We start from the raw sequence: 24,983 nt of genomic DNA on the forward strand, positions 1-24,983 counted from the left end.
TTGACATCTGCGATCTAGTTGTTTTCTTTTGTTGGTTTAAAGCAAAGGCACAAGTTCTTTTACTCTTTTTAAAACCTTATAGGTTTGAGCTTTTGCACCTATTAAAATAGTTTTCCAACTGATTAATAGCTTATGCTTAATCTAATCTTTATTTAAAGTACAATATTGTTCTTTGGAGTAATGGCTGGCGGAAGATCGGCTTCATCCAGCATATCTCTCATATCAATCTCTATGGTACGGCTGATCTGAGTGATCGGCACATCATTCGGGCTGCCTTCAAAAGGGTTTACCGAAGCTTCTCCCACGCTGTCCAGGGTGTGGAAACACCAGGTTACCATTAATGAAAATGGAATATTAAACCACAATGTCCAGCCTTCTAAAACAGTTCCTTCCCCCAATTTGTCCAGTTCTTTCAGTAATCCAAAAGGGACAAAAAGAATAAACAGCAACAACAAATATGTTGTAATTGATGAAAAATTTCTGGGATATGGAAAGTTCTTAATTCTTTCTGCTTTTCCCTGATCATCGGTAAACTTCACCAGCTGCTGATTGATCTGGGTCCATTGAAAATCATTGATATCTCCTCTGGCATAAGCCTCGGACAATTCTTTGCTCTGGCTCGCCATCAGTTGGGTTGCCCTGTTTTTTTTACTTAAAATGTATTGAAGCTCAGATTCGGAAAGATAATTTTTCAGTTCATCATCCAGCTTGGTCAGTCTTTCCGGAATCTCATATTTTTTGGAATATTCGTCATATTGCGCCGTTCCCATATTCTCCCAGGTTCTTGGTTCGCGAAGCTGAAAACGAAGTGCTGTAAGCCATGCATAATGGCGGTGAAACATTTCTTTGACCTTTTTGGGATCTTTTCCGGAAAGTGCATCTCTCAGAATATATCCAAAACTACGGCTGTCATTGATAATTGCCCCGTAGATCTGTCTGGCCTCCCAAAGCCTGCTGTAACTTGCATTATTTTTAAAACCTACGATAAAGGCTACGGCAGTTCCCAAAATAGCGATGGGCTGCCACGGAACGGAAACAAATTTCCATCCTAAAAAATACAAAACTGTTGGTATCGCCGATAATATCGTTAATACATAAATACTGCGTCTCGTCCAAACAGCGAACTCCAACGCTCCAAATCTCTTCCCTGAATGCATATGTGTTTATTTATTTTGTGATCTGTTGATTATAGGGTCTAAACTAACAGTTTTTTTCTTCATCATGGCACCCGGCAAGTACCATCAATATTAATTTTTATTAAAAGGAATATTACTATAAAAACCAATCTGGATCTGCCCGCGATTCCTGTTTTCCTGGATCTGATTCATATAACCGGCTTCTATTCTCATGTTTTTATTAATTACATATCCTAAAGCTCCGTACACCCTGTTCCTGTCGAAAACGGGACTGTCAAAACTCAGGAATATCTCATTATAAACCGAAGCATACAGTGATTTCGGAAGCATTTCTTTCTGGGTAATCGGAATATTGAGCCCGATCATATACCGGAATCTCATCCTGAAATCATCCTGCAGAAAACGTTCTTCCAAGCGGTACCTGTGCTGCAGATTAAAACGGCCAAACTTCTGCTTTGTTATAAACTGCTGGAAAATCCTGTGTTCAATATTTTCCTTTTTTTCACCGTTTACATAGGGCCGGCTTAAAATAAAACCGTAACCCAGCAAAACATTATTGTTGTTTTCAGTCAGGTCATATCCTATCCCCGTACGAATCAATAACTGTTCAAGATCTCCTACTGCATCAAAGTTCCGGTACTGGATTTCGTTATGTAAATTCAGCTTCTTACTTATCTTATTATTCCCAAAATACATATACCATGCTCCTAAATCATTTTCCTGTGCAGAGGCTGCTATTGACCCCGGACTCAATACTGTAAATGCCAGCTTCGTAAAGACCTTTCTCATAAATTCAATTACTATTATCTATCGTACACAACAAAATTAATAATTTAAATCAATAATAGCAAGCAAAAAATGCTTCAGGCTTCAGGCTGTAAGTAACAGGCATAGTGATATAGGTTAGCCAGGAATCTGCTCTACCAGAATTTCATTTCCTTCTGTATCAAAATAGGTGCAAGTCATCTTGTTCAGATCCATCTTCCACCCTTCCACTCCATTTTCTGCGCAGTCATTGCAGAAGGTAAGATAATCTGTTCCGCCCTGCTGATGAAGCTTTAATCTGGTTTTAAAATGTTCCAGATTTAAGTTGTCTGAAACGGTAAGATGATCGTATTTCTTTCCGGTCTGCGTCGTCTCATTTTCTGTGTCGAAATACTGTGTGTTTCCATCTGCAACAGAAACCGTATACTCCGAAACGCCAAGATTTTTTATGGCCTGGATGTATTGGGGAAAATCTGCCCCGCTTTTTACCTTTTGATGCTCTGCTTTGATTTGTTCAATTGTAAATCTCATCTCTGTTTTTTATGCTGTAGGTTTTATCATCATTCTTAATTCTTAATTCTTAATTCTTAATTCTTAATTCTTAGTTTTTAATTCAAAATACCTGTGACCCCTCTCAAATTTAAAAATTTTTGGAACGCAAATGGATCATAAAATAAAAACCGGCAGATATTTCCGCCGGTTAGTTTTAACTCTATTTCGTATACAAAATATGAATCTTAAGGATGCTGCTGCATTTTCGCCGGATCGTCGTAGTTCACCATCCAGTTGATTCCGAATTTATCGGTAAACATTCCGAAATACGCGCCCCAGAAAGTATCTGCCATGGGCATCGTCACCTGTCCGCCTTCTGAAAGGCCATTAAATAATTTGTCAGCTTCTTCTTTAGATTCCGCATTGATAGAAATAGAGAAGTTATTTCCTGCTTTGAAGTTGAAAGCCCATTCTCCTCCGGTATCGCTCCCCATTAAAGTGGTTTCTTTTGAGATGGGAAGGGAAACATGCATAATTTTATCTTTGTCTTCTTCAGAGGTTTCTTTGCCTTCCACTGGAGGCATTTCTCCGAAAGTTCCGATGTAAGGATATTCTCCCCCGAAAACTGATTTATAGAAATCGAATGCTTCTTTGCAATTTCCATTAAATGTTAAATAAACGTTTACTGATGCCATTGATTGTTTTTTATGAGTTAAGTTTTAATGAGTTTCTGTTTAAGATTTTTCAGATAAATCTTTTAATCTGGAAAGTCCTTTTTGGTAATCTTTCCCAATCGCATCTTCCATATTCATAAACAATTTCATTACCGTAAAGGGATAAGGTATTTTTGATGTAAATCCCCATGTCGCCTTGGTTCCATTGCCTTCCGGAACAATTTTCACGTAAGCATTGGCTTCACTTTCATAAGGTGTTAAAAATTTGATTTCTGTATCAATTCTTTTTCCTGCAGCATCTATTTTTTTCACTTCCTGACATCCTTTTCCTGCAGCATCATTCTGACTGTCCCAGCATACTTTTTCGCCAGGCTGCCCGGTAGTTCCGGTCCAGTCTTTTTTCATGGCCGGATCCAGATCATTCCATGGACTCCACTGGTCCATTGCTTTTAATGTATTGGTCTGCTGCCATACTTTTTCGACGGGTGCATTGATGGTTATTGACTTTTCATACGCACAGTCTCCTGAGATAAAAGCGGCTACAACCATCCATAAAATAAGGATAGAAGCCAGAACGAGAATAATTTTTTTTAATATTTTCATAAATTAAGGTTATCGGTGTTGGTCAATCAGGATCATGTTTCCGTCCGGATCTTTCAGGAAGATATGTTCCGGTCCTGAAGTGCTTTCATCCGCCGCTTTCTCCAGCCCCACTCCATTTTCTTTTAAGTGCTTCTGAATATCCCGTACATCATCAAAAGATTCCAGATTCTGGGCATTTTCATCCCATCCCGGATTGAACGTCAGCATATTTCCGTCAAACATAGCCTGAAACAAACCTACCAAGGTACTTCCGTTTTTCATGATCAGATAATTCTGTTCCATTTTACCTGCCATAACGGAGAATCCCAGTTTTTCGTAAAAATCTTTAGACTTCTGAAAATCTTTTACACTTAAACTGATTGAAAATGCTCCTAGTTTCATATGTCTATTTTGTTTTTAAAGCTAATTTACTTCCCATCAACACCAATCCCCATACACCTATACCCAGGACCCAAAACCAAATCGGGGTTGGAAGGGAAAACATCATATAGATTGTTATACACAGAAAGATAATACCACAGACCACTGCCGAGGTATGTTTTCCGTTGTTTGCCACTTTTGAAGCTGTGAATCCTGAAACGAAAGCGGCCACTGCGTAAGCAATAATCACAAAGAACAGAGCCATAAAAGGAGCATGTGCCACATATTCTTTCATGGCCACCATATCATTACTTCCCGCTCCGGCAGGAGGCGGATACATTTGGTGACCTATTTTCTCAATCATGGTAATGCAGACGATTCCTGCAATGAGTCCAGCTGGAACAGCCAATATTCTTCTTAGCATGGTTATTGGTTTTTTAAACGGGTTTTGAAGTCCAGTTTTCCGTCATAACTTTTCCAATCTCCAATCAATTCTATATACTGCCCTTCTATTTTTTCGGTTTTTTTATTCCACCTGAAGGTATAAACAAATTTACCTTTAAAAATACCGGAATGCTTTCCTTTAGGTTCTTCTGCCAGTTCGTATTCTCCGAATACCAGGCCTTTTCTTTTGGTATCTCTGTATTTTGTGATGGTGACTTTTCCTTCGTATTTTGCATAGTTTTCATCCACAAGAGAGTACCCGGAAATAAAGTATTCCTGGTCATTCTTTTTGTTCTGTTCGGAAATATTGACTTTCAGTTTCAGTTCCTGTCCCCGGTTACCAATGGTTCCGATGTAAGGTTTACTGTTGTTTAGCCAGACATTTGAAATATCCGGCATTTGCCCCCATGCAAAATTGCAGGCAAGAATGAGGATCCATAAAAATTTTTTCATACTGTGTTATTTAAACTCCAAATTGAGATAAGTGGTGATTCAGATGTTTTGCAAACATATTGTTCCACTCTGTAGATTTTAATTTTCCAAAAGAAAATGATTCTTTCCCATCAAAAGCTTCAGGACCCAGCTGTTGTGTTTTCTGAATGAATCCGATCAGTCTTTTCTTCTCTTCATCAAAGTTTTTTCTTCCGGTAATCAAAAATTGTGGGGCTGTAGGGGAATCTCTGGAATAGGCTTTTTCTCCCACCACTTTTGGCTTTACAAATGTTTTTAAAATAAACTTTGCAATAGATCCCGGTTTTTTATGCTTTTCTGGCTCGTACACCATTTCATAGGATACGCTGCAATGCGCAAGCATCTGGTCAACCGTCATTTTCCCCCATAGTCCGTGGGTATCTTCCACCAAATTATTTATCCTATCAATATAGTTCTGAGCATCTTTTGCATCAAATACATTTTCCATATTATGTCTAATTATCTGAAAGCAAATATATCAGTTTTTTCTTTTGATTTTTATACGGTAATGAAAAAAAAGGTGACGTGTTTTCGGGTGAGGTTTGGGTTGCTAGTTATTGGTTGCTGGTTGCTAGTGTTAATATACAGGGATTTCGGGATGCGAGGTTAATTATTGGTAAAATTTATCGTATTTTCAACACTTTACACTCTGAAACCCTACCACTCTATTCCTCTATAACTCCAGTACTCTCCACCGGTGTTGCCTTTTTAAAAATAAACCAGAGTTTGATCTTTAAAGCAATCCAACCAATGATAGCATACACTACAAGTAAGATGCTTAAATGTTTTAAATAAGGAAACGTAAGTTCAACAGAGCCTTTCTGTATTAACAAGATTTTAAAGGCCTGAAGAAAGGGAGTCAGGGGTATAATATTGGCGATGAATTGTACGAAAGCCGGCATTGCGCTCAAGGGCCACGTAAATCCACTGATGATAAATGCGGGAGATGCAATAACCATCAGGATCTGAGTGGCTTTCAAAGCATCAGGAATCAGTATACTGATGAATACACCTAAAAATGAAGCGGAGCCTACAAATACTGCCGTAAGAAGAATAAAATTAAGAATTCCTTCCGGCATCGGGACCCGGAAAATCATGTGCATAAAGTAATAAATCCCAACAATAAGAATGGAAGATATCCAGATTGGGATCACTTTGATCAACATGGTTGGAAAAGCCCATTTTTTCATCTTAACGTATTCTTTCACAAAAGATCCTCTTTCAAATTCAGCGGCAAAACTTACAGCCATCGCCAGAAGAATAACCTGCTGAAGAACTACAGCCAGCATTGCCGGCCACATGAAAATAAGATAATTTCCTGTGGTATTGAAAAGGGTGATATAGTTGGCTTTGAAAGGTTCATATTGCGTAGCAGCCTTTGTTGCGGGCATTCCAGCTTTCTGTAAAGCTTTAATTGATGCTCCGGCGGAAAAAGTTCCTATCGTAAGCTGAAGTGCTTTGGAGGCAAAATTGGCGGTAAGAACGTTTCCGGTGTTGATATAAACATTCAGTTCGGGATATTTTTTCTGAAGCATTTCTGCCTCAAACCTGGATGGAATAATCACTACCGCTGCTGCTTCATGCCGGATCACCTCATCTTTTATACTCAGTGGTTCCTGGGCATATTTAATGATGCTGATGCTTTTATTATCATCCAGCATATCTGTCAGCTGGCTTGATAACGGCGTATTATCCCTGTCGATCACCAATACCGGCGTATTTTCCACTTTTCCGCTTTTGTAAACGAAACCCAACAGCGTGGCATAGAATACCGGGGCCAGAAAAAATACGGTCCTTAGGGTAGAATTGCCGATAAAAAGCCTGAACTCTCGTTTTAAAAGTCGGAAAAATTCTTTCATAATTACTTCAGAATAACGTTAGCATTAACCAATATACTTTTAGCCTTACTCATGTCTGTTGGTTTCACTTTGATCTCATAGACGGCGTCCTGCAACTGGTAATCAGGATAAGCAGTGGTAATATCTGCATATCTGGTAAGCTGCTTGATGTAAACAACTTTACCTGTCAGCGTTTCTTTATTATACACCACCTGCATATTGACCTTCTGCCCTTTTTTATATTTAGAAATAGCACTTTCAGGCACTGTGAACCTGAAGTAGGTACTTTCGGGAATATATCCGTTGAACAGAGCAAAACCAGCCGTAGCGAGCTCTCCTGTATTCAGACTGATGGTTTCTATTTCCATATCATTGGTGGCGATAATATATCTTTCGGAGTAGGCTACATTGGCTTCCTGAAGAGCACCTTTCGCTTGGGAGGCCTGTCCGGCTGCCATTTCTACTTTTTCGAAGCGGGTTCCTCTCTGTACATCATCCAGTTCTGCAACCACCGCATCATATTGGGCTTTTGCTCCCTGAAGTTTTGCATAGACCTCATCGTGTGCCTGTGGAGACATCAGGCTGTCGAGATACATATTATTGGCTCTTTTAAAGGATTTCTGGGCAAATTCATACTGTTCTTTCAAGCCTTTGTATTTAGCCTGAAGCTGTCTCAGTTGGTCTGCCGTAGCTCCGTTTTTCGCCATCTGCTCCTGGGCTGTTGCAGAACTTACTGCGCCCTGGGCCTGTGCTATTTTTGCAGACACTTCCGGAACATCAAGCAATGCCAGTGTATCTCCTTTTTTTACGGTCTGACCTTCAGTTACGTATATTTTCAGAATTCTTCCGGTAACCTTGGCTGCAAAGGAAATGACATCCTTCTTGGTTTTGCCTTCTGAATCATTAAGATTTTCCTTTTTTTCACTGCAGCTCCCTACTAGAAAAAGAACAGCAAAGACTATGAATATATTTTTATGCATCATTTTAATGGTAAGGGATTAATAAAGTTTGGTAATATCAAGTTCCTGAGTCGATCTCATCAGTTCTATTCCGGCTCTTCTCTGATTAAATAGAGCATTCTGGTATTCAAGCTCAACAACCTCGAGATCATTTTCAGCATCAATGAGCTGTGAAGACTTACTCATGCCATATCTGAATTCTTTTTCCGCCTGAACCAGAGCATTTTTCGCCAGTTCTTTTTCTTTAGCTTTTAAAGTGATCTGAGCGGTTGCGATATCATAATTCGTCTGATTATTTGCCAGATTAAGCGTCAATTTCTTTAAGGCATCTTCTTTTTTGTTTTGAAGAACTTCCTTTCCTACTTTCGCGGTTTCTTCTGCATGCTTTCCTTCTTTCCCGTCAAAGATCTCCCATTTAAAACCGACACCTGCCGTTAATAAGGGAAGAATATTAACATTGGTAGGCCTCCAGTCCAGTTTGGCACCTTCATAACCTAAAGCCGGAACTGCAGGAATAACATTTTCGGAAGTTTTGATACGGCTTCCATAAAGTCCGATATAATAAGCGGATGCCATCAGCTGTACTTTAGGGATCATCCATGTTTTTTCGGCTTTTATTTTATAGTCTGCGGCCGTTATACCATGTTCCAGTGCACGGACTTCAGCTCTTTCTTCGATTCCTTTTTCGGAAGATAAAATTTCTACAGGAGAAAGTACCGGATCGATCATTCTGAGCCGTTCTTTATTGATTCCGGTCAGAATATATAACTGGGTGAGAAGAAGTTCTTTTTTGCCCTCATACTCTACCATTTTGGCATTCAGTGTGGCTTGTGCCAGTTCTATTTTTTTGTGGTCATAGGGCGTAATCAGGCCATACCCTAAGGCTTTATCGGCTGTTTTCCGGTTGATGTCCAGTCTTTTTTTACTTTCATCCAGAACTTTTTTAGACTGATGAATCAGGGCCAGCTGGTCATAAGCTTTGGAAATACTGGCTACGACGTCATCTTTTGTTTTTTCAAGGAGAATATCTTCGGAAATTTTCTTTTCTTCGATGGCTTTTTTCAGGTACTTCACCTTTCCCCCTGAGTAGAGGAGCATTTTAGCATCTGCTTTAGCAATTCCTGAAAAACCGGAAACATTGAGATTATTGTTAAAACTGCCTTCAGGAATATTGATAAAAGGCGCCAGATTAATTTCCGGTGATGTAAGTCTTGCCGTGGCATTTAGATATCCGACCTGCCCGCCTACTTCCAAGGTAGGAAGAAAGATGTCTTTCAGTTTGTGTCCGTCAAGATCTGTGAGTTTGTTTTGAGTAATCTGCATTTTGAGATCAGAATCCCGGACCATGGCACTGTCTAAAAGTTCCTTAAAGTCCGGCGCAGACTGTGCCCAACAAAAAGCAGGGAAAGTCAAAAAACTAAACGTAAAAATCAATAAATTGTTTTTCATGGTTTATGTTTATAACAAATATAATGCAAAAATTTGTTAAATCCACGAAGATAACTCGCCAATATGGTGAATTTAAAGTACGTTTAAAAAGTGTTTAATTCTAGTCTTCTATTTATGATGATTATAGCTGATCCGTTTAAGTTTAATTTGAGGAATGTTTTAATTGAAAAAAAAATTCATTTATTCATGAGGATCTTCCTCTATGATTCCGGCTTAATCAATTTCTAACTTTTTAAATTATTTTTTGAACCATTAAGATGTGTGAAGGAGGTAAGAATAGTTAAGAGAAAATTTAAAGATTTTTTTAGCGTGATTCTTAAAGCAGAGCTAATCTTAATATTCTTAAAAGCTTCACTCATCTTAATGGTTCAAAGCTTTCAAAAAGACTTTGTAATTCCTGAGAAAAATTTCATTGATATTATTTAGTTCCCACAGATTTCACAGATTAAATCAATCCGTTTTTAACAAAGTTTTTAGGACTAAGCTATTCTTAAATCTGAGCAATCTGTGTAATCCGTGAGAAAAACATTCCCCAAACCTCAAAGCATCCCGTTTATTATAAACAAAAACTCCCCACAAAATGTGAGGAGTTTGTTATGTAAAGATCATTCAGGTTATCTCTGAACCGCTGACTTCATTTTAGCATCAGGACGCAAAATTCTGTAACGAACTTCAAGATCTTTCGGTACATAAAATACCAAAGGAAGCTTGCTGTTGTATCTTACGATCTCCGGTTGAAGGGTTATGAACTTTTTGGTTTTCTTTTGATCCAGACAACCCATTAAGGTTCCTCCCGCTTCACCGTTGGATTCTACTTCATAATAGTTGTAACCCCATCCCTGAAGATCCTGGGTTTTTACGCTGCCCATTAAAAAATAGTTGTTGCAGTCCAGCATTTTTTCAGCCCCTACAAAAAACTCTACTTTTAAATCGCTTTCGTTTTTTGCAACAGGCAGCTGAATGTATACCTGCTTAAATCCGTCTTTAGCTTTTGGGAACATTTCAATCTCCAGCTTCTCAAACTTTTCTGCCTTCTTTTGTGCGAAAGCATTTACACATGCAAACATGATCAGTCCCGTCATTAAAGTTTTTGAAAATCTCATCTTTTTTTTGTTTTTAAAATTTTTACTACTTCCCTATAGCCAAAAATCATTCCAAAATCTGAACATTGCTTCCTTTTGTATGGACATTCATCTGCGGTGCATAGTAATTCTGCATCGTGGTGATCCCGTTGGAGAACTTACCGGCTGCATTGGAAACAAGATCATATTCAAAGACATATTTTCCTTTCGGCATGTACTGGATGTAGAAATTAGTGGACGCATCTTTGGTAGACTGATAATAACCTAAGCTGTTTTTCCACTGGTAACCGGACAATACATCTGTAGGTTCAAATCCTGCTGCACGCATATCTTTAATATGAATGAATTCCATTGCTCTGTCTGTATTCAGGATCATTCTTACAGTTACTTTATCGCCTACTTTTAAAGGAGTATCCGCTGAAATTTTCTGAAGTTCTTCGCCATTTACCGTTTTTATTTTTTTGTAAAGTTCTTTGGTGATGGAGATGTAGTTTTCAGAAGATTTGATTTTATCTAAGTCCTCATAATATTGCCAGAACAATCCTCCCTGAACAATTCCAGGACCAGGTTTGGTTACCGTAACCGTTCCTAAGTTTTTGTCTACTGCATCCGTTTTCACGGTTGATTTCACATAGCCTGTTGCTTGAGTTTGCGGTGCTAATTCTTTTCCACCCCAAACGATCGTTGCTTTGTCGCTTTCAGCGCTGGTCCATGATTTTCCTGAGTTTAAAATGGTAAAGATCACTTCTGAAGTTCCTCTTGAACTTCCCCATGAATTCACTTCTTTCTGTGTAATCAGCCAGATCTTCATTTCCTCGATGAATTTCTGATCGTTAGATTTCAGTTTATTGAATGCCTCCAAAGCACCAGCCTGATTGACGACTTTAGATCCGAACCATCCCCAGTCGTTCAAGTTTTGTTTCCAGTAAACGCCCTGAGTTTTTGTATCGGTAGATGTTTCTTTCAGGTAGTTCATTAATTTATCTGAAACGTCTTTTAAGCCGTAATCATTCATCAGTAAAGCAGCACGGTGAAGCCCGAAGAAGGTAAACTCTGTGATTTTTGCTGTCTTTGCTTTCTGTTTTATCAATGTCTTCAATGAGGCTCCTTTTCCTTTTAAAGGATATTGTTTTTCCCAATAATTTCGGGTATCAAGATAATCCATGCTCCAGTTGGTCCAGATATTATCTTTTTTCACATCCCAGTATTTATCAATTTCATTGTCTACATACTGAACTAATTGGGTTACCAGTTCTTTCTGATCTGAACTTTGATAATCTTTCGCACTATCTTTTAACCATGTATTGATTTTCCCCAGATTTTTAAGGATATATAGTGATGTTCCGTAAGAACTTGGATATCCTGGGTACCAAGAGAATCCTCCGTCCGGGTTCTGAAGCTTCTTAAGATCGCTCCAGTCCTGATTAATTGAATTTTTCATGGTATTGACATCAAATAAGAGAGCCAGTTTCTGCATTTGCTCGCCTTCATTTTTACTTTCCAGTACCCAAGGCGTTTCTTCTAATAATAACTGTTTCAATTCCTGATTTTTTTCAAGATTTGAATTCAGTAATCCTTTGTTCTGATATTCTTCAAAAACGGTCTTCATTTTTGGATTGGCCTTGAATATCTCAGAAGCCAGTACGTCTGCAAACCATTTGTTGAAGATCACATCAGCAGAACTGTTCTGATCATTTTTCAGGCTTGGTAATGCAAACATAATTTCCCAGATCGGATTTGTGGTCAGTTCCAGTGTATTGGAAACATTGGAAATCGTTGTCGAAGTTGTATTTTTAAGGTTATCTAAAACAAATGTTTTTGTTTCACCTTCTTTCACAAATACCGGTACAGCATCTGTTACGAGCATTCTGTTCGGAAGTACAGCCACTGCCTGCTGTTCGCCGTCTGAATAAGCTCCTGCTTTAGCTACTACTTTTAATATAATGGAAGATACATTATTCGGAACTTTCAATTTCCATGTTAATGCGTTGTTTCCTTTTTCATTTAAATTAAAATTCTGCATTCCTGCACTGATCCCGAATTGAGAAGTGATATTTTCATTCGTAAAGGCATCCAGAATCTGAAGTTCTGCGGAACCGCTTAATTTTTTATCGGTAAGATTGGACAGTTTTGACTGAAGATTCAGTTCATCGCCTTCTCTTAGGAATCTTGGATAGTTTGGTGTTACAGAGAATTCTTTCTGCGTTACTACCTGTTTCTCCAATACCGCTGCTCTGGCATCTTTGGTGTGAGCCAGGAACATCAGTTTCCATTTGGTCAATGCTTCAGGAGAAGTGAATTCAAAACTTACATTTCCATCTGCATCTGTTTTCAGATCAGGATAGAAAAATGCAGTTTCATTCAGGTTTTGACGTACGGGAACTTTTTCCAGGTCTTCTTTTTCAACTACAATTTCGTTTAAAGATCCTGCTGCATCGGCTTGCGCTTCCGATTCTCCTAAGGCCACTTCCATTTTTCTGGCCATCTTAGCCTGTGCTGCAACAGGTGCATTAGGAGGAGCAGGAGCATAAGCCGGACTTTTCACACCCTCAACCATCGCATCTGTGCTATAAATTGCGTTACTCATTTGATAAATCCCACCATCAAACCAGTTAAAATTCGGTACATCTACATATTTTCCATTGTAATATTTCAACCTTTTCTGATAGTACTGTTGCAACAGAGATTGTCTGATGTCATAAGAAGTCACGATGGAATATGGCGTATATAAATTCTGCCAGCTGAATGTATTCACTGCAAACTGATCCAATGACATGTCGTACATATTGGCCAGTACTTCAGCATTTACTTTTTCTTTATCACTTCCTGAAACTTTTACCGTCCATTTTTCTTTGGAGTTCGGTTCCAGTTTATCTCTGAAGGTTACCGTTTCAATTTTTACAGGCTGCTCGGTGTCTTTTATTTTTAAAGTAACAGACTGGGTCTGCACATCATTGAACGCTGCAATCTGGAACTGGATATTCAAAGCTGCGATCCCTTTGTCTTTCGGGATGTCTGTGGTATATTCCAGAACTCCTTTTTTCAGCTGATGAACTTCAGAAACTGTTTTTCCTGAACCGTCCTGAACAAATACATTCACAAGCACGTCCGGAATTGCCGAATACACATACACTTTAGCCTTCTCCCCTCTTGAAAATTCATTCTTAGGTTCAATAACCGTAAGGAAGGTTTTCTGGGAAGGTTTTAAAGCACCTTTATCCCAGATACTGAAATTCTGAGAAGATTTTATGGTGTCTTTTCCTTCGATGTTATACAATTCAAGCTGATAATCTCCTGCTTCCAGCTTTCCTAAATCTAATTCCGTAGCCGGTTGCTGAAGTTTTTCAGAAATCAATTTTTCTGCTTTCCAGTTTTTGATCTCTTCAGTTTTATCAAACAGATCGTGCGGGAATTTACTTATGAACTCTTCTTTGGAATATTTCGGAAGGTCCTGAACTTCTGATGTAAAATTGTCTCTGAAGATTCTGTTCGGTACCGCTAGTTTTGACAGTTTAACGTTATATGATTTTTTAAGATCCTGTTCGTTGTAATTCAGGGTTTCTACCTTCAGTTTTACATTTTCGTCACTGAATGTATTCTTGATACCGTCAGCTTTAATATAATGGGAAACTGAAGCCACTTTCAACTGGGTGTTGGCCGACTGCGTTTCCCCGTTGATATCGGTTGCTGAAGCATTGATCTCATAGTTATCGATCTGAATTCCTTCCAGCTTTTCATCTTTTTTAAGGTCAAGACGGATCACGAATTCTCCTTTTTCATTGGTTTTTGCCTCGCCAAGGATTGAATTTTCATTATCATCACCACGCGGATACCACCAGAAGTATCTCCATCTGATGTTATGTTTTTTAATTTCATAATTAACGGTGGTATTGCTTAAAGCGACTCCGGAGAACATCATTGCTTTTCCTTTCAGCTCTATGGTCTGTCCGTATTTGTATTCTTCTTTTACAGGATCAAAAGTCACCTCAAACTTAGGTCTCTTATATTCTTCCACTCTGATGTCTTTATACCCCTGAGATCCTTCATCCGTTCTTAAGTAGAAAACTCCGTTCAGCTGACCTTTCGGAAGGATAAAACTTCCATGGTAAGAACCGAATTCATTCGTTGAAAAGTTCTGAGAAGAAACTTCCTGGCTGTTGGCATCAAGAAGTGTGATTTTCTGTTTTAAACCTGAAGTTACAGATTCAACTTCTTTATCAATTTTTGTATTGATTACTTTGAAATAAACCGTTTGTCCCGGTCTGTAGATAGCTCTGTCTGTAAAAATTTGTGCGAGTGTACGGGCCTGTTTATTGGGATTGTAATCTTCTGCGGTTCCGCTGTTGCCATACACCTGCATGATTTGAAAATCATTGGTTTTTGGCTGACGGATCAGAAACGTTCTGTAGTATTCTTTGCTGTCTGTGGAAGGGAATTTAAAAATACCGTTTGCATCGGTTTTTCCGTCAATTTTATTTAACGTTTTATTGGCAACAAATTCATAGAAAGTAAGGCTTTCATTGGCTGCGGGTTTACCGTTCTCACTGTTGACCAATTTCAGAGCATTGGAAAGCTGGTTTCTATCTGTTTTCGTTTGATAGATCACTCTGTTTCCTGAAACCAGGAAGTAAAAATTCTGTCTGGAATCGCTGTTTTTTGCTTCAGATCCTGCCACGGCATATTCAACAACATAGACTCCTGAAGGCAGAGGTTTGATTTCCAATGAAGTTTTATGAACCTGATAATCTTTGGAATCACCAAGCTGGAAAGTTTCTTTTCTTACAAGATTCTTTTTCACCTTTCCAAAGGTATTGTTATAAGAATTCTGCACATACTGCATCAGTGCTGTAAAATCTTCTTTTACTTCATAAATGTTCAGTGAAAATTCTGTTACGTTCTTATGGTCCGCTACAAAATGAACCGGCAGATTATTCTGGGTCTGCTGCTCGTATTTAATGGTTAGAAACGGATTTGTAATCTGATTTTCTTTATTTTTTATATTTTCAATGAATGGAGATTTTGGGTACTGCTTCTTCGCCTGGTCCGCAACTACCAAAGCTTCTTTCTCCTTCTTTTTCGCGATCAACTCATTCATGATATCTTCCATGATGATCACTTTGTAATCTCCTTCTGCATCAGATTTCAAAAGGGTCTGAAGCTGTTCCAGTTTGTCTTTACATTGATTGTAATTACAGTTTTCCGTCAGCTTTTCCTTCATGAAATACAGCTTAGGATTTCCGCTGTTTTGTGCAATCAGTTCATCATAGGCAGCAGTGATCTGCGTCCTGTTTTCGGTGAGTTCATTTTTTGTGAAAAGACCATTTTCGGAAAGAAAACCGATTTTTTTGATAGAATACCATTCAAACAAAGTCGGGAAATAGGCAATATCCTTGATGTCTGTAAAAACATCTTTGTACTTCGTCAAAGACACTTTTTTCATATCCTGCTTCTGCTGATCAAGTTCCTGATAGCTTTTCTTCAGATAGTTTTTAAAATCCAGTTTACTCCAGGTTTCAATCTGAGAAAAGTCTTGTGAATTGATATTGGTTCTGCTTTCTATTTCCCATGAATTCTGATTATAATAATCCATAAAAAATCCGTTCAGAAGAATCGAGTATACCAGTTTTTCTTCGCCTTTCAATTGGGCATCAGCGTCTTTAAGCTTTGTAAAAAATTTGGAGGCAGCATCATTCTTATCGTCATCTACAGTAAGGTTTACAACACTGAATTCCGCTTTCAGAGAACGGATAAGCTGGATAGCGTTATTTTCTTTCATGGCGTGGTTTTGTATGTCTAAAATGATGGGAAGATTAGATTTATAGGCGCCTTTCGCACTGTTTTCAGTCACTTTCTTCCACTGGTCGTCGTAGTATTTCTGCGCCGAAACAGCGGAAAAGCTCAGCATTAGAAGCAAAAGCATAAAAATCTTGGAAAATATTTTCATATATGTTATTTTTGATAAATGAATTTCTTAAAAATACTGAAAAAAACTGTCATTGACAGCCAAATTTATGTCTCCGTTGTGGGAACTTTATTTGCGGTATTTTTCATGAAAGAGCAAAACACATTCCGTTTCCCTACAATCCTATTAATATTCATCACTTATTTCAGTGGTTATATTTACACTAAATATCAGTATACCAAGCACTTTTTCAAAATACTGGTTCTGAATGCAGCAGCTGGCATTATCTGTTCTTTCCTGATCATCCATAATCACAATGAAATAAGACTTCTCAAATGGTTTATTATTGTGGTTCTGGGGCTTTTGTACAACAGTTTTTTCCTAGATGTCTATATCCGGAAAATTCCATTGCTGAAAGTATTTTATGTGGGACTGGTCTGGGCGTTGGTCAACTGCTGGCTTACGCTTCCGGAATTCAGCATTCCTATATTCCTGATTAGTTTCTTTTTTATAACAGCACTCGTTCTGCCTTTCGATATCCGGGATATGGAAAGTGATACGGTACAGACTTTTCCAAAGCTGATCGGTATTCAGAATACAAAATACATCGCATATATACTGGTCTTTATCAGTATGCTTATCGCTATTTTTTATCTGCAACTGATGTACAGTACAGCATTTTTTCTCTCAGGAATCATCACCTTTATTCTGATCTATTTCTCTGAAAACAAAAGAGATGACACTTATTTTTCTTTCTGGATCGAAACGTGTTCTGCACTTCCTTTTTTATTTTTGCTAATATTGGAGTATTTTTGACGAATGATTATCAAAAAGCTTTCCCTTTACAATTTCAAAAATCATTCGGAGAAGAAGTTCGAATTCTCTCCGCAGATTAACTGTTTTGTGGGAAACAACGGCGCCGGAAAGACCAATATCCTCGATGCCCTGCATTATTTATCCGTAGGAAAAAGTTTTTTAGGCAATACAGATTTTAACAATATCAAAAGGGAGGAAGATTTTTTCACCATTGATGCCGAGATACAAAATGAAGAAAGTGAAGATATCATTAAGATTTCTCAGCCCAAAGAAGCTAAAAAGATCATTAAAAAGAATGACAAAAGCTATGACCGGCTTGCGGATCACATCGGATATCTGCCGAGCGTGATGATCTCACCCTATGATTCCAATCTAATTTCAGATTCGGGAGAAAGCCGGAGAAGGTTTCTGGATTCTATGATCTCTCAGACGGATTCGGAGTATCTTTTTGACCTGATACAATATCAAAAAACAGTACAGCAAAGAAATGCACTGCTAAAATATTTCGCTAAAAACAGAACCTGGGATAGAGATTCACTGGAAATTTATGATGCTCCCATCAGTAAGTTTGGAACCAGTATTTTCATCAAAAGAAGGAATTTTGTTGAGAAATTAGGGCCCATTGTCCAGAATTTTTACAGGATTATTTCGGGCGGAAAGGAAACCGTTTTAGTGCAGTACCAGTCTGATTTAAGTGAAAGCTTCAACTCTGCAGATCCTGACAGAGCTTTTCAGACCCTTTTAACAGAAAGTCTTGACAGAGACCGGATGCTTACCTATACTTCAAAAGGCATTCACAAAGATGACCTTCTGTTTGAAATGGACCACATTCTGATCAAGAAAATAGGTTCACAAGGGCAGCAAAAATCTTTCCTGATCTCGTTAAAACTGGCACAGATGAGTCTTGTCAAAGAATTAACAAAGAAGACTCCCATCCTTCTATTGGATGATATTTTTGATAAGCTTGATGATACGCGGGTTTCACAGCTGATCGAACTGGTTAATCAGGAAAGTTTCGGGCAAATCTTCATTACAGATACCCATAGGGAACGTACGGAAAGTGTAGTAAAGAAAATCAACGAAGAAAGCATTATTTTTGATGTTTAAAACACAATACGTGAATCCTGAGCGTAAGAACTCAAAATCAGTCTCACGAAACTTGAACCCCGAAACTTATGAAAAGGAATAAAAAACGTGAATTTCAGTCATCAGAACTTGTAAAATCTTTTGCGAGGATCTATGGCTTTGAACATAAGCTGATTGCCTTTGAAATTAAAGATTTTCTTGAGGATTATCTTGACGAAAGTCTTTTCAATGAAATCCGAAACGTCAATATTGAAGGTCAATGCATCATGATCAAAATTGATTCTCCCCTGCTCAAACATGATTTTCAGATGCGTAAAAGCTTTTATCTTAAAAAATTTCAGGATAAATTCGGAGAGGATAAATTTAATGATTTGCTTATTGTATAAATTTCTATTCAGACGTTTCATTTTCCGTTACAGAGTATCCTTTAAAAAAATGAAAATGCTCCTTTCTGGGAGCATTTCAAGTCAATACATAAATTAAATTATAGTCAAAATAGTTTAATGTTCTTCCTGCTTATTGGCAATCGTGCTACTCATCAGATCATCCGCTTTTTTATCCAATCCTGAACTCAGGGGAATGAAAAATTTGAATGGATGCTTTACAAAATACCTGAAAATTTCTTTGTAGATCTCACTTACCTGCCCAAAGTTCATTTTTCTCGATCTGAACGCCAGGAACATGGATAAACTGAAACTTACCAGGAAGTTAAAGAACCCTATGAGGAAAACAGTAACGAAAGATATCCAGAACGTATAGGAATCTACTGAAAAATCTTTCCCGTAAAGGCCTAAAGCGAAGTTTCCTGCAGCAAACGTAATGTGTCTGATATCAAGGTCCAGTCCGAAGAAAAGTCCCACAGGTGCTGTAGCCCCTAAAAATACCCCAAACCAGAAATTGGAAACGATTCCCGGCCAGTTTTTAGCATAATATTTAGACAAGCTTTTCGCGAATTTCTTACCCAGAAAGTTTCTGATCGAAAGGTTTTTTGCAATCCTCTCCGGAATCTGATAGAACACAGAATTGTTTCCTATATTTCCCGAAATAATTCCCGAAATAAAAAGGTAAAACCCTGCGATACTGGCATGCAATATAGCTTTAGATTTAAACGGATCAAGGTCTTTTAATAATTTATCTGATCTTTCAACGGCTAAATTCTGTGAGAAAAATACATCGAGACCATAGATGATCGCCAGAGCAATCGGAAACGAAAGCAGCACATTTCCTACAAAGGCAATGAACTGACTTCTGAAAAGCTTGGATACAAGATGGGCAAATTCGGTGTTATTCCGCTTGTTATTCCCTTCTTCCGATAACACTTTGGTCATGGTCGCCGCAGTCATGGCGGGCTGCTTTGTGGCCAGAGTAAAGCCCATCAGATAGATCATCACAAACCCCATCGCGTAGTTCATGGAATATAAAAACGCATGTGAAAAGTCACTTCCGGGAATATAGCCGTAAAGCATTTTCAAAACACAGAGTACTCCTACGATAATTCCACCGCCACTGGCTTTATAGAACATCTTCATATACTCTTTACGGGTAGAGGTGATGTAATGGGTACCGGTTTCTGCAGTGTGATTGGTAATAAGGTGTGAGATCAGGCGGGTACTATCATTGATCAGGTCTGCAATATTATTTTTATGGGATTTATAGTTCAGGATGTTAAAAATCAACTGTTTTGATTTTATAGTAATATCCTGTTCATTATCAATCACAAGAAGCTGTACTATTTCATAGATCCTTTCCGTTTGCTGACGAATCTTGAGAAGCGACTGGTTGATTTTTCCGGAGATCCCGTATTTGGCAGAATTTTTAAACGCAATATTGACAAATTCGTGACAGTGTTCTGTATAGATCTTGATCTGTTTGTATCGGCTGTCTTTGGAGTGCAGCTGAAGTTCAGGATCATTTTTAAGGTCTTCGGTAAGTGCCTCCAGCTCGTTCTGAAGGGCAAGAAACGGATTATCCAGATTTCTGTATTGCGGGGCCATTCTTACCACCTCCACTTCCATAGCCATCCCTGTAACACGCCAGGAAAGAATGCTCATCGAAAAGATCAGTTCTTTTTTAACGTTGGGTGTGGTGATAAAATCTGAAGCTCCCAGAAGGTGTAAAAACTCATCAACTTCATTTTCAGGAAGATTGTTGAGGTAAGCCAGATCTTTTTTGGGTCTCAGGCTGACATTATCAATCATGTACCACACCGTTTTTTCGTTTTCTACAGGTGGCAATATTTTATTAAGGATCCTTTTCTTAAGTTCCGGAAAGAAAGCGTTTTCTGAAAGAATATTGGCTTCGGTCAGGGAAAGGTTGAAGGGTCTTCCTTGAAAAACATTATGGATGTAATGTTTAAAATTTTCGGCAAAATTCGGATTGTTTCTTAGAAAATTCAGAACATCCGTAAAATCTGACTTTTTAACGCTCTCCAGAAACTCGGCAAACGGTTCTAAAGAATGAGTTTCGTTCTTAAAAGAGAAGTATTTTTTAAGAACTGATTCAAAATTTGTACTGGAATTAAAAAATTTCATTAGTACAAAGATACTATTTCAAACTCACATTCCTCATCTGTCTCATGATCCAATTATGTTTCTTCCTTAAATAAGGTGATGGATTTTTAGGATCATATTTCTTGGGATTAGGCAATACAGCGGCGATCCAGGCTGCATCTGAAGCACTTAGATCTTTGGATGATTTTCCAAAATAATATTGGGCCGCGGCTTCTACTCCGAATACGCCCTGCCCCATTTCAATGGAATTCAGGTATCTTTCCAAAATAATATCTTTACTCCACACCTTCTCAATAATGAAGGTATACATCGCTTCCAACCCTTTTCTGAACCAGCTTCTGCCCTGCCAAAGAAACACATTCTTTGCAGTCTGCTGGGAAATGGTACTTCCTCCGCGGAGCTTTTTTCCTTTCTCGTTATTCTTCATCGCCTTTTCAATAGCGGTATAATCAAAACCGTTATGATCAAAGAATTTCTGGTCTTCAGATGCGATCACCGCTTTTTTCACATTATTTCCCATTTCGTCATAGGAAATATAGTCCCTGTGCAGTTTTCCGAACTCAAAAATGCCTCCTATCTGTGTAATGGTAATGGGCGGATTAAAAAACCGGCCCCAGATAATGAAAACCACATTCAGAACAAGAAAGATGAAAATTAGCTGTTTAATTTTTTTCCACATAATTTTTTCTAAAAAGGAACTGCAAAAATAAACAATTCGACCGAGTTATTGAAGCTCTTTCATATAGGTTAGCTGATATTCCGGAAGAAGTTCAGGATGGAAGATCTTGATATAATCTTTCAGGATCAGGTCAGCTCTTACGGCACCGCTTTCGAAGAAGTCATTGGCTTTATCCTTTTCTTTTCCGGCAATCGTGTAGATTTTTCCTTTATTGAATACGTCCAGCTTTCCGTAGAAAGGATTGGTGCCCAACATTTCTTTTTTAGAGGTATGACTTCCGGCATTGACCCAATACTGTACTCCTGCTGATTTGGCATATACTTCTTCAAAACTCATGGTCAGAGACTTTTCTTCTTTATTCTCTTTCATGATATAGGAAGCATTGGCATCTGTGATATAATTGGCTACGGATGTTTTTCCGCCCGGCAGATACCAGACATCTCCATACATTTCGTTGGCAAGCACTACAGGTTTATCCTTTGCCTTTAACGCAAGCTGCTTCAATTCAGCATAATTTTTCTCAATTTCCTTGTATTTTGCTTCAGCTTCCTTCTCTTTTCCGAAAAACTCCCCGAAAAGTTTGATGTAATCCGTTTTCTGCAACGGAAGCTGCTCCATATACTCATCCAGGAAAACGACTTGTATTCCATTGTTTTTAAGCAGCTGGTAGGCATTATCAAAACTGGCAATATAGTTGGTGAAAATAGCATCCGGTTTCATCGAAATGATCTTTTCTACATCATACTTCTGCTCGCTTCCCACATTCTGGATCTTCCCCGACTTTAAAAGATTTTGAATTTTCTCAGAATAAATATACTCCGGACTTGAAACGCCTATGACCAGATCTTCAGCTCCCAATTCGGAAATATACCCTGCCATGCTCGCATTCAAAAGGATGATTTTCTTAAATGGAGTCTGATTTTGCTTAAAATTATAGGTGAAATTTCCCGACTTCAGTTCCAAAAGACCATCGTGCTCCTTAAATTGGGTACGATTTGAAATTTGGGTCCAGTCTGAGGACGAAATTTTTTGTTCTCTTTTACAGGAGATTAGCGCTATAACCGTAAATAAAAGTAAAATTCTCTGTTTCATCTTTCAAAGAACGGAAAAAAGTGCTATATTTGCAAACCTTAAAACATCAAGGAAACGACGGCCTCGTGGCGCAACTGAATAGCGCATCTGATTACGGCTCAGAAGGTTACAGGTTTGAATCCTGTCGAGGTCACTTAAAGAGATAACTATTTGATAGTTGTCTCTTTTTTTACACCCATAAACATCTCTTTATCAAACTTTTATAATCTGACATTTAGTGTTCGATATTTAAGCGTAAAATGCTTAGTCTGTTTGAAATAAACAGACTGAAATTGCCTCAATAGTAATCTATGATGCAATATCAAAATTTTAAACAAAAAAAATCCCGGATTATCGGGATTTTAATTTCTGATATTCAAATTTATTTTATCTCTACAGGAACTGAGATTTTATCCCAATCCATTGTGAATCCATTATTGTTTACTTTATACACTAAATTTTCCTGTGTTGCTGGTAAAGCTTTGGTTTTTACATCAACACGTAAAGCATCTTTAGCTTGTTCGTATTTATAAGCACCCCATTGTTTTGGTTCTTTGTTAAAAATCGCAGTCCAGGTTCCGCTCTCTTTAGGGACCAGAAAAAAGCTATATTTACCTGCAGGCAACGGTTTACCCTGAACGGTAATGTCTTTATCCGTTTCAAAAGTAGTTGCTTCATTGGCACCCGCACGCCAAACTTTATTATAAGCTTCTAAACCACCCCAGATTGTACGCCCTTTAACAGAAGGACTGCTATAGGCTATGGTAATGGTTGCATCTTTAATTTTTCCCGTAGCGGTAGCCGCTGGGCTGGCAGGTTTTTTAGTGTCCTGTGCAAAGGCATTCAGGGAGATTGTCATTGTCGCAACAAGTACGGCAGCAGATTTAATGATGGTTTTCATAATATTTTTGTTTGTTGTTTGTTGTTTGTTGTTTGTTTACGAATTTACTGCTTTCGGCTTATAAAATAGTAAACCGATTGCAGAAAATATAATGACTGCCGCTGCCCCAATGACATTAAGCCACAGGAAAGAAACGATATCAAACTTATAAACGGCAATAACCGTAATTTCTGATAAAATTGCCGAAATAAATACATTTGAACCGGTGATTTTTTTATAATAAAACGCAACAAGGAAAATCCCCAGTATCGGTCCGTAGAAAAGAGAACCCAATACATTAACCGCTTCAATAAGGGAACCCATTTGAGTGGCAAACATGGCCACGCCGATGGAGAAGATCCCCCATGCTAAAGTGTGCAGGCGACTGTACTTCAATTCGGTGGCATCATCAGGAATTTCTTTTTTAAATATCAAATGAACATCTTTCAGTGAACAGGCGGCAAGGGAATTCAGCGCTGCAGAAATTGAACCCCAGCTGGCCAGAAAAATGACGGCAAACAGTAAACCAATCATCCCTACAGGCAAGGTATTTTTTACGAAATACAGAAAAATGTAATTCGTATCCGTTTTCTCCGCATTATAGTTTGAATGATTAATCGCTTCTTCTACCCTGCCGTGAAGTGCTTTTACCTGGGTTTGTGTGTTTTTAAAATCCTGAATTGTTTTTTTGAGTTGGGGAGAATGAGTTTCTTTCAATTGTAGAATTTCTTTCGATTCTGCATTAAATTTTAGTTGAAGATTCTGATGCTCTTTTTCAAAAATCGAAGCCTGTTCAGGTTGTGTTTCCTTTAGATGTTGATAAGAGCGTTCGTTAAAATAAATCGGAGCCGGTTTTAGAGAAAAGAAAGCGAAAAGCAAAGCACCGATCAGGAGAATAGCAAATTGCATCGGAATTTTAACCAATCCGTTCAACAGCAAGCCCATTTTTGCATTGGTATTGTCTTTCGCAGTAATATACCTCCCCACCTGACTCTGGTCAGTACCGAAGTAAGAAAGTGCCAGAAAAAAACCACCAATCAGCCCGCTCCAAATATTGTATTTATCTTTCCAATCGAATTCCGTGGTGATTACATTGAGCTTTCCGGATTTCCCCGCCAGATACAGTGCATCCTTAAAACCAATTCCATTCGGCATATTCTGAATAAGCAGATAACCTGCAAAAGCCATTGTTCCCAGGATAATAAGAAACTGTAATTTTTGGGTGTGGGCGATCGCTTTTGCACCGCCAACATAGGTATAAATCAACAAAATGCCACCCGTTAAAACATTGGTTACATAAATATTCCAGTTTAAAACGCTTGATAAGATGATACTCGGAGCATAAATGCTGATTCCTGTTGATAAGCCTCTGGAAAAAAGAAAAAGCAGTGAAGTGAGCACCCTTGTTTTTTTATCAAAACGGTTTTCCAGATATTCATAAGCCGTGTAAACATTTAAACGCTGAAAAATCGGGATAAAAGTGATACAGATAACAATCATCGCCAAAGGCAAACCAAAGTAATACTGAACAAAACGCATCCCGTCCGTGTAAGCCTGGCCCGGTGCTGAAAGAAATGTGATTGCACTTGCCTGCGTAGCCATAATACCTATCAACACAATGTACCAAGGCATTTTATTATCTGCTTTCAGGTATGATTCGTTGCTTTTTTGGCCACGACCGATCAATACGCCGTAAACAACCACTGCAACAAGTGTAAAAATAAGAACTGTCCAATCTATCGTGCTCATGCCCAAAATTTAGTAAA

At 38.3% G+C, this 24,983-nt stretch carries 22 protein-coding genes and 1 tRNA gene; 4 read left to right on the forward strand and 19 right to left on the reverse strand.

Annotated features, from left to right (window positions below; all coding sequences use genetic code 11):
• Positions 1–152 precede the first annotated feature (152 nt).
• From HHL23_RS18820 to HHL23_RS18885, 14 genes are all read right to left on the reverse strand, one after another.
• Positions 153–1,157: a bestrophin family protein gene (locus HHL23_RS18820; protein ID WP_169236313.1), complete on the reverse strand. Its 1,005-nt coding sequence runs from the start codon at positions 1,155–1,157 to the stop codon at positions 153–155.
• A gap of 90 nt (positions 1,158–1,247) precedes the next feature.
• Positions 1,248–1,925 (reverse strand): DUF2490 domain-containing protein, encoded by a 678-nt coding sequence (locus HHL23_RS18825; RefSeq protein ID WP_169236314.1) that lies wholly within the window; start codon positions 1,923–1,925, stop codon positions 1,248–1,250.
• A 114-nt stretch (positions 1,926–2,039) separates the two neighbouring features.
• Positions 2,040–2,432, reverse strand: coding sequence for a DUF1398 domain-containing protein (locus HHL23_RS18830; protein WP_169236315.1), 393 nt, complete (start codon positions 2,430–2,432; stop codon positions 2,040–2,042).
• A 206-nt stretch (positions 2,433–2,638) separates the two neighbouring features.
• Entirely contained in the window at positions 2,639–3,088 is a 450-nt protein-coding gene (locus tag HHL23_RS18835; protein ID WP_169236316.1) for a VOC family protein, read from the reverse strand.
• Between the two features lie 39 nt (positions 3,089–3,127).
• Positions 3,128–3,670, reverse strand: coding sequence for an SRPBCC family protein (locus HHL23_RS18840; protein ID WP_169236317.1), 543 nt, complete (start codon positions 3,668–3,670; stop codon positions 3,128–3,130).
• A 9-nt stretch (positions 3,671–3,679) separates the two neighbouring features.
• Complete coding sequence (locus HHL23_RS18845; RefSeq protein WP_169236318.1) at positions 3,680–4,051, reverse strand: VOC family protein; 372 nt, start codon at positions 4,049–4,051, stop codon at positions 3,680–3,682.
• A gap of 4 nt (positions 4,052–4,055) precedes the next feature.
• The gene (locus HHL23_RS18850; RefSeq protein WP_169236319.1) at positions 4,056–4,454 is read right to left on the reverse strand and encodes a hypothetical protein; all 399 of its coding nucleotides are present in this window, start codon (positions 4,452–4,454) and stop codon (positions 4,056–4,058) included.
• A gap of 2 nt (positions 4,455–4,456) precedes the next feature.
• Entirely contained in the window at positions 4,457–4,927 is a 471-nt protein-coding gene (locus tag HHL23_RS18855; protein WP_169236320.1) for a hypothetical protein, read from the reverse strand.
• Positions 4,928–4,937: 10 nt separating this feature from the next.
• Positions 4,938–5,393 (reverse strand): DUF1569 domain-containing protein, encoded by a 456-nt coding sequence (locus tag HHL23_RS18860; RefSeq protein WP_169236321.1) that lies wholly within the window; start codon positions 5,391–5,393, stop codon positions 4,938–4,940.
• 217 nt (positions 5,394–5,610) lie between these two features.
• Positions 5,611–6,804 (reverse strand): ABC transporter permease, encoded by a 1,194-nt coding sequence (locus HHL23_RS18865; RefSeq protein ID WP_169236322.1) that lies wholly within the window; start codon positions 6,802–6,804, stop codon positions 5,611–5,613.
• A gap of 2 nt (positions 6,805–6,806) precedes the next feature.
• A complete protein-coding gene (locus HHL23_RS18870; RefSeq protein WP_169236323.1) occupies positions 6,807–7,763 on the reverse strand; it encodes an HlyD family secretion protein in 957 nt (318 codons plus the stop codon).
• 18 nt (positions 7,764–7,781) lie between these two features.
• A complete protein-coding gene (locus HHL23_RS18875) occupies positions 7,782–9,191 on the reverse strand; it encodes a TolC family protein (protein ID WP_169236324.1) in 1,410 nt (469 codons plus the stop codon).
• A gap of 614 nt (positions 9,192–9,805) precedes the next feature.
• Entirely contained in the window at positions 9,806–10,294 is a 489-nt protein-coding gene (gene eco, locus HHL23_RS18880; protein ID WP_169236325.1) for a serine protease inhibitor ecotin, read from the reverse strand.
• Between the two features lie 46 nt (positions 10,295–10,340).
• Positions 10,341–16,217 (reverse strand): alpha-2-macroglobulin family protein, encoded by a 5,877-nt coding sequence (locus tag HHL23_RS18885; RefSeq protein ID WP_169236326.1) that lies wholly within the window; start codon positions 16,215–16,217, stop codon positions 10,341–10,343.
• 18 nt (positions 16,218–16,235) lie between these two features.
• Between HHL23_RS18885 and HHL23_RS18890 the strand changes: the two genes are divergently transcribed.
• The 3 genes from HHL23_RS18890 to HHL23_RS18900 all read left to right on the forward strand — a co-directional run bounded on the left by HHL23_RS18890 (position 16,236) and on the right by HHL23_RS18900 (position 18,463).
• Positions 16,236–16,991 carry a UbiA prenyltransferase family protein gene (locus tag HHL23_RS18890; RefSeq protein ID WP_169236327.1) on the forward strand — a complete coding sequence of 252 codons (756 nt, stop codon included), beginning with the start codon at positions 16,236–16,238 and terminating at the stop codon, positions 16,989–16,991.
• Between the two features lie 3 nt (positions 16,992–16,994).
• Complete coding sequence (gene recF, locus HHL23_RS18895; protein ID WP_169236328.1) at positions 16,995–18,098, forward strand: DNA replication/repair protein RecF; 1,104 nt, start codon at positions 16,995–16,997, stop codon at positions 18,096–18,098.
• A 68-nt stretch (positions 18,099–18,166) separates the two neighbouring features.
• Positions 18,167–18,463 carry a hypothetical protein gene (locus HHL23_RS18900; protein ID WP_169236329.1) on the forward strand — a complete coding sequence of 99 codons (297 nt, stop codon included), beginning with the start codon at positions 18,167–18,169 and terminating at the stop codon, positions 18,461–18,463.
• 114 nt (positions 18,464–18,577) lie between these two features.
• Here HHL23_RS18900 and HHL23_RS18905 read toward each other — a convergent pair whose 3' ends face one another.
• From HHL23_RS18905 to HHL23_RS18915, 3 genes are read right to left on the reverse strand one after another with little or no spacing between them, the layout of a single operon-like run.
• The gene (locus HHL23_RS18905; protein WP_169236330.1) at positions 18,578–20,608 is read right to left on the reverse strand and encodes a recombinase; all 2,031 of its coding nucleotides are present in this window, start codon (positions 20,606–20,608) and stop codon (positions 18,578–18,580) included.
• A gap of 13 nt (positions 20,609–20,621) precedes the next feature.
• Positions 20,622–21,266: a monofunctional biosynthetic peptidoglycan transglycosylase gene (mtgA, locus tag HHL23_RS18910; protein WP_169236331.1), complete on the reverse strand. Its 645-nt coding sequence runs from the start codon at positions 21,264–21,266 to the stop codon at positions 20,622–20,624.
• 45 nt (positions 21,267–21,311) lie between these two features.
• Positions 21,312–22,358 (reverse strand): ABC transporter substrate-binding protein, encoded by a 1,047-nt coding sequence (locus HHL23_RS18915; RefSeq protein WP_169236332.1) that lies wholly within the window; start codon positions 22,356–22,358, stop codon positions 21,312–21,314.
• 59 nt (positions 22,359–22,417) lie between these two features.
• Here HHL23_RS18915 and HHL23_RS18920 point away from each other — a divergent pair.
• Positions 22,418–22,491 (forward strand) — tRNA-Arg (locus tag HHL23_RS18920).
• Positions 22,492–22,719: 228 nt separating this feature from the next.
• On the opposite strand, the gene HHL23_RS18925 is transcribed toward HHL23_RS18920, so the two are convergent.
• Entirely contained in the window at positions 22,720–23,238 is a 519-nt protein-coding gene (locus HHL23_RS18925) for a DUF2911 domain-containing protein (RefSeq protein WP_169236333.1), read from the reverse strand.
• Between the two features lie 36 nt (positions 23,239–23,274).
• The gene (locus HHL23_RS18930) at positions 23,275–24,966 is read right to left on the reverse strand and encodes a sodium:solute symporter (RefSeq protein ID WP_169236334.1); all 1,692 of its coding nucleotides are present in this window, start codon (positions 24,964–24,966) and stop codon (positions 23,275–23,277) included.
• Positions 24,967–24,983: the final 17 nt, after the last annotated feature.

It is taken from the genome of Chryseobacterium antibioticum, from assembly GCF_012927325.1.
Classification (GTDB): domain Bacteria; phylum Bacteroidota; class Bacteroidia; order Flavobacteriales; family Weeksellaceae; genus Chryseobacterium; species Chryseobacterium antibioticum.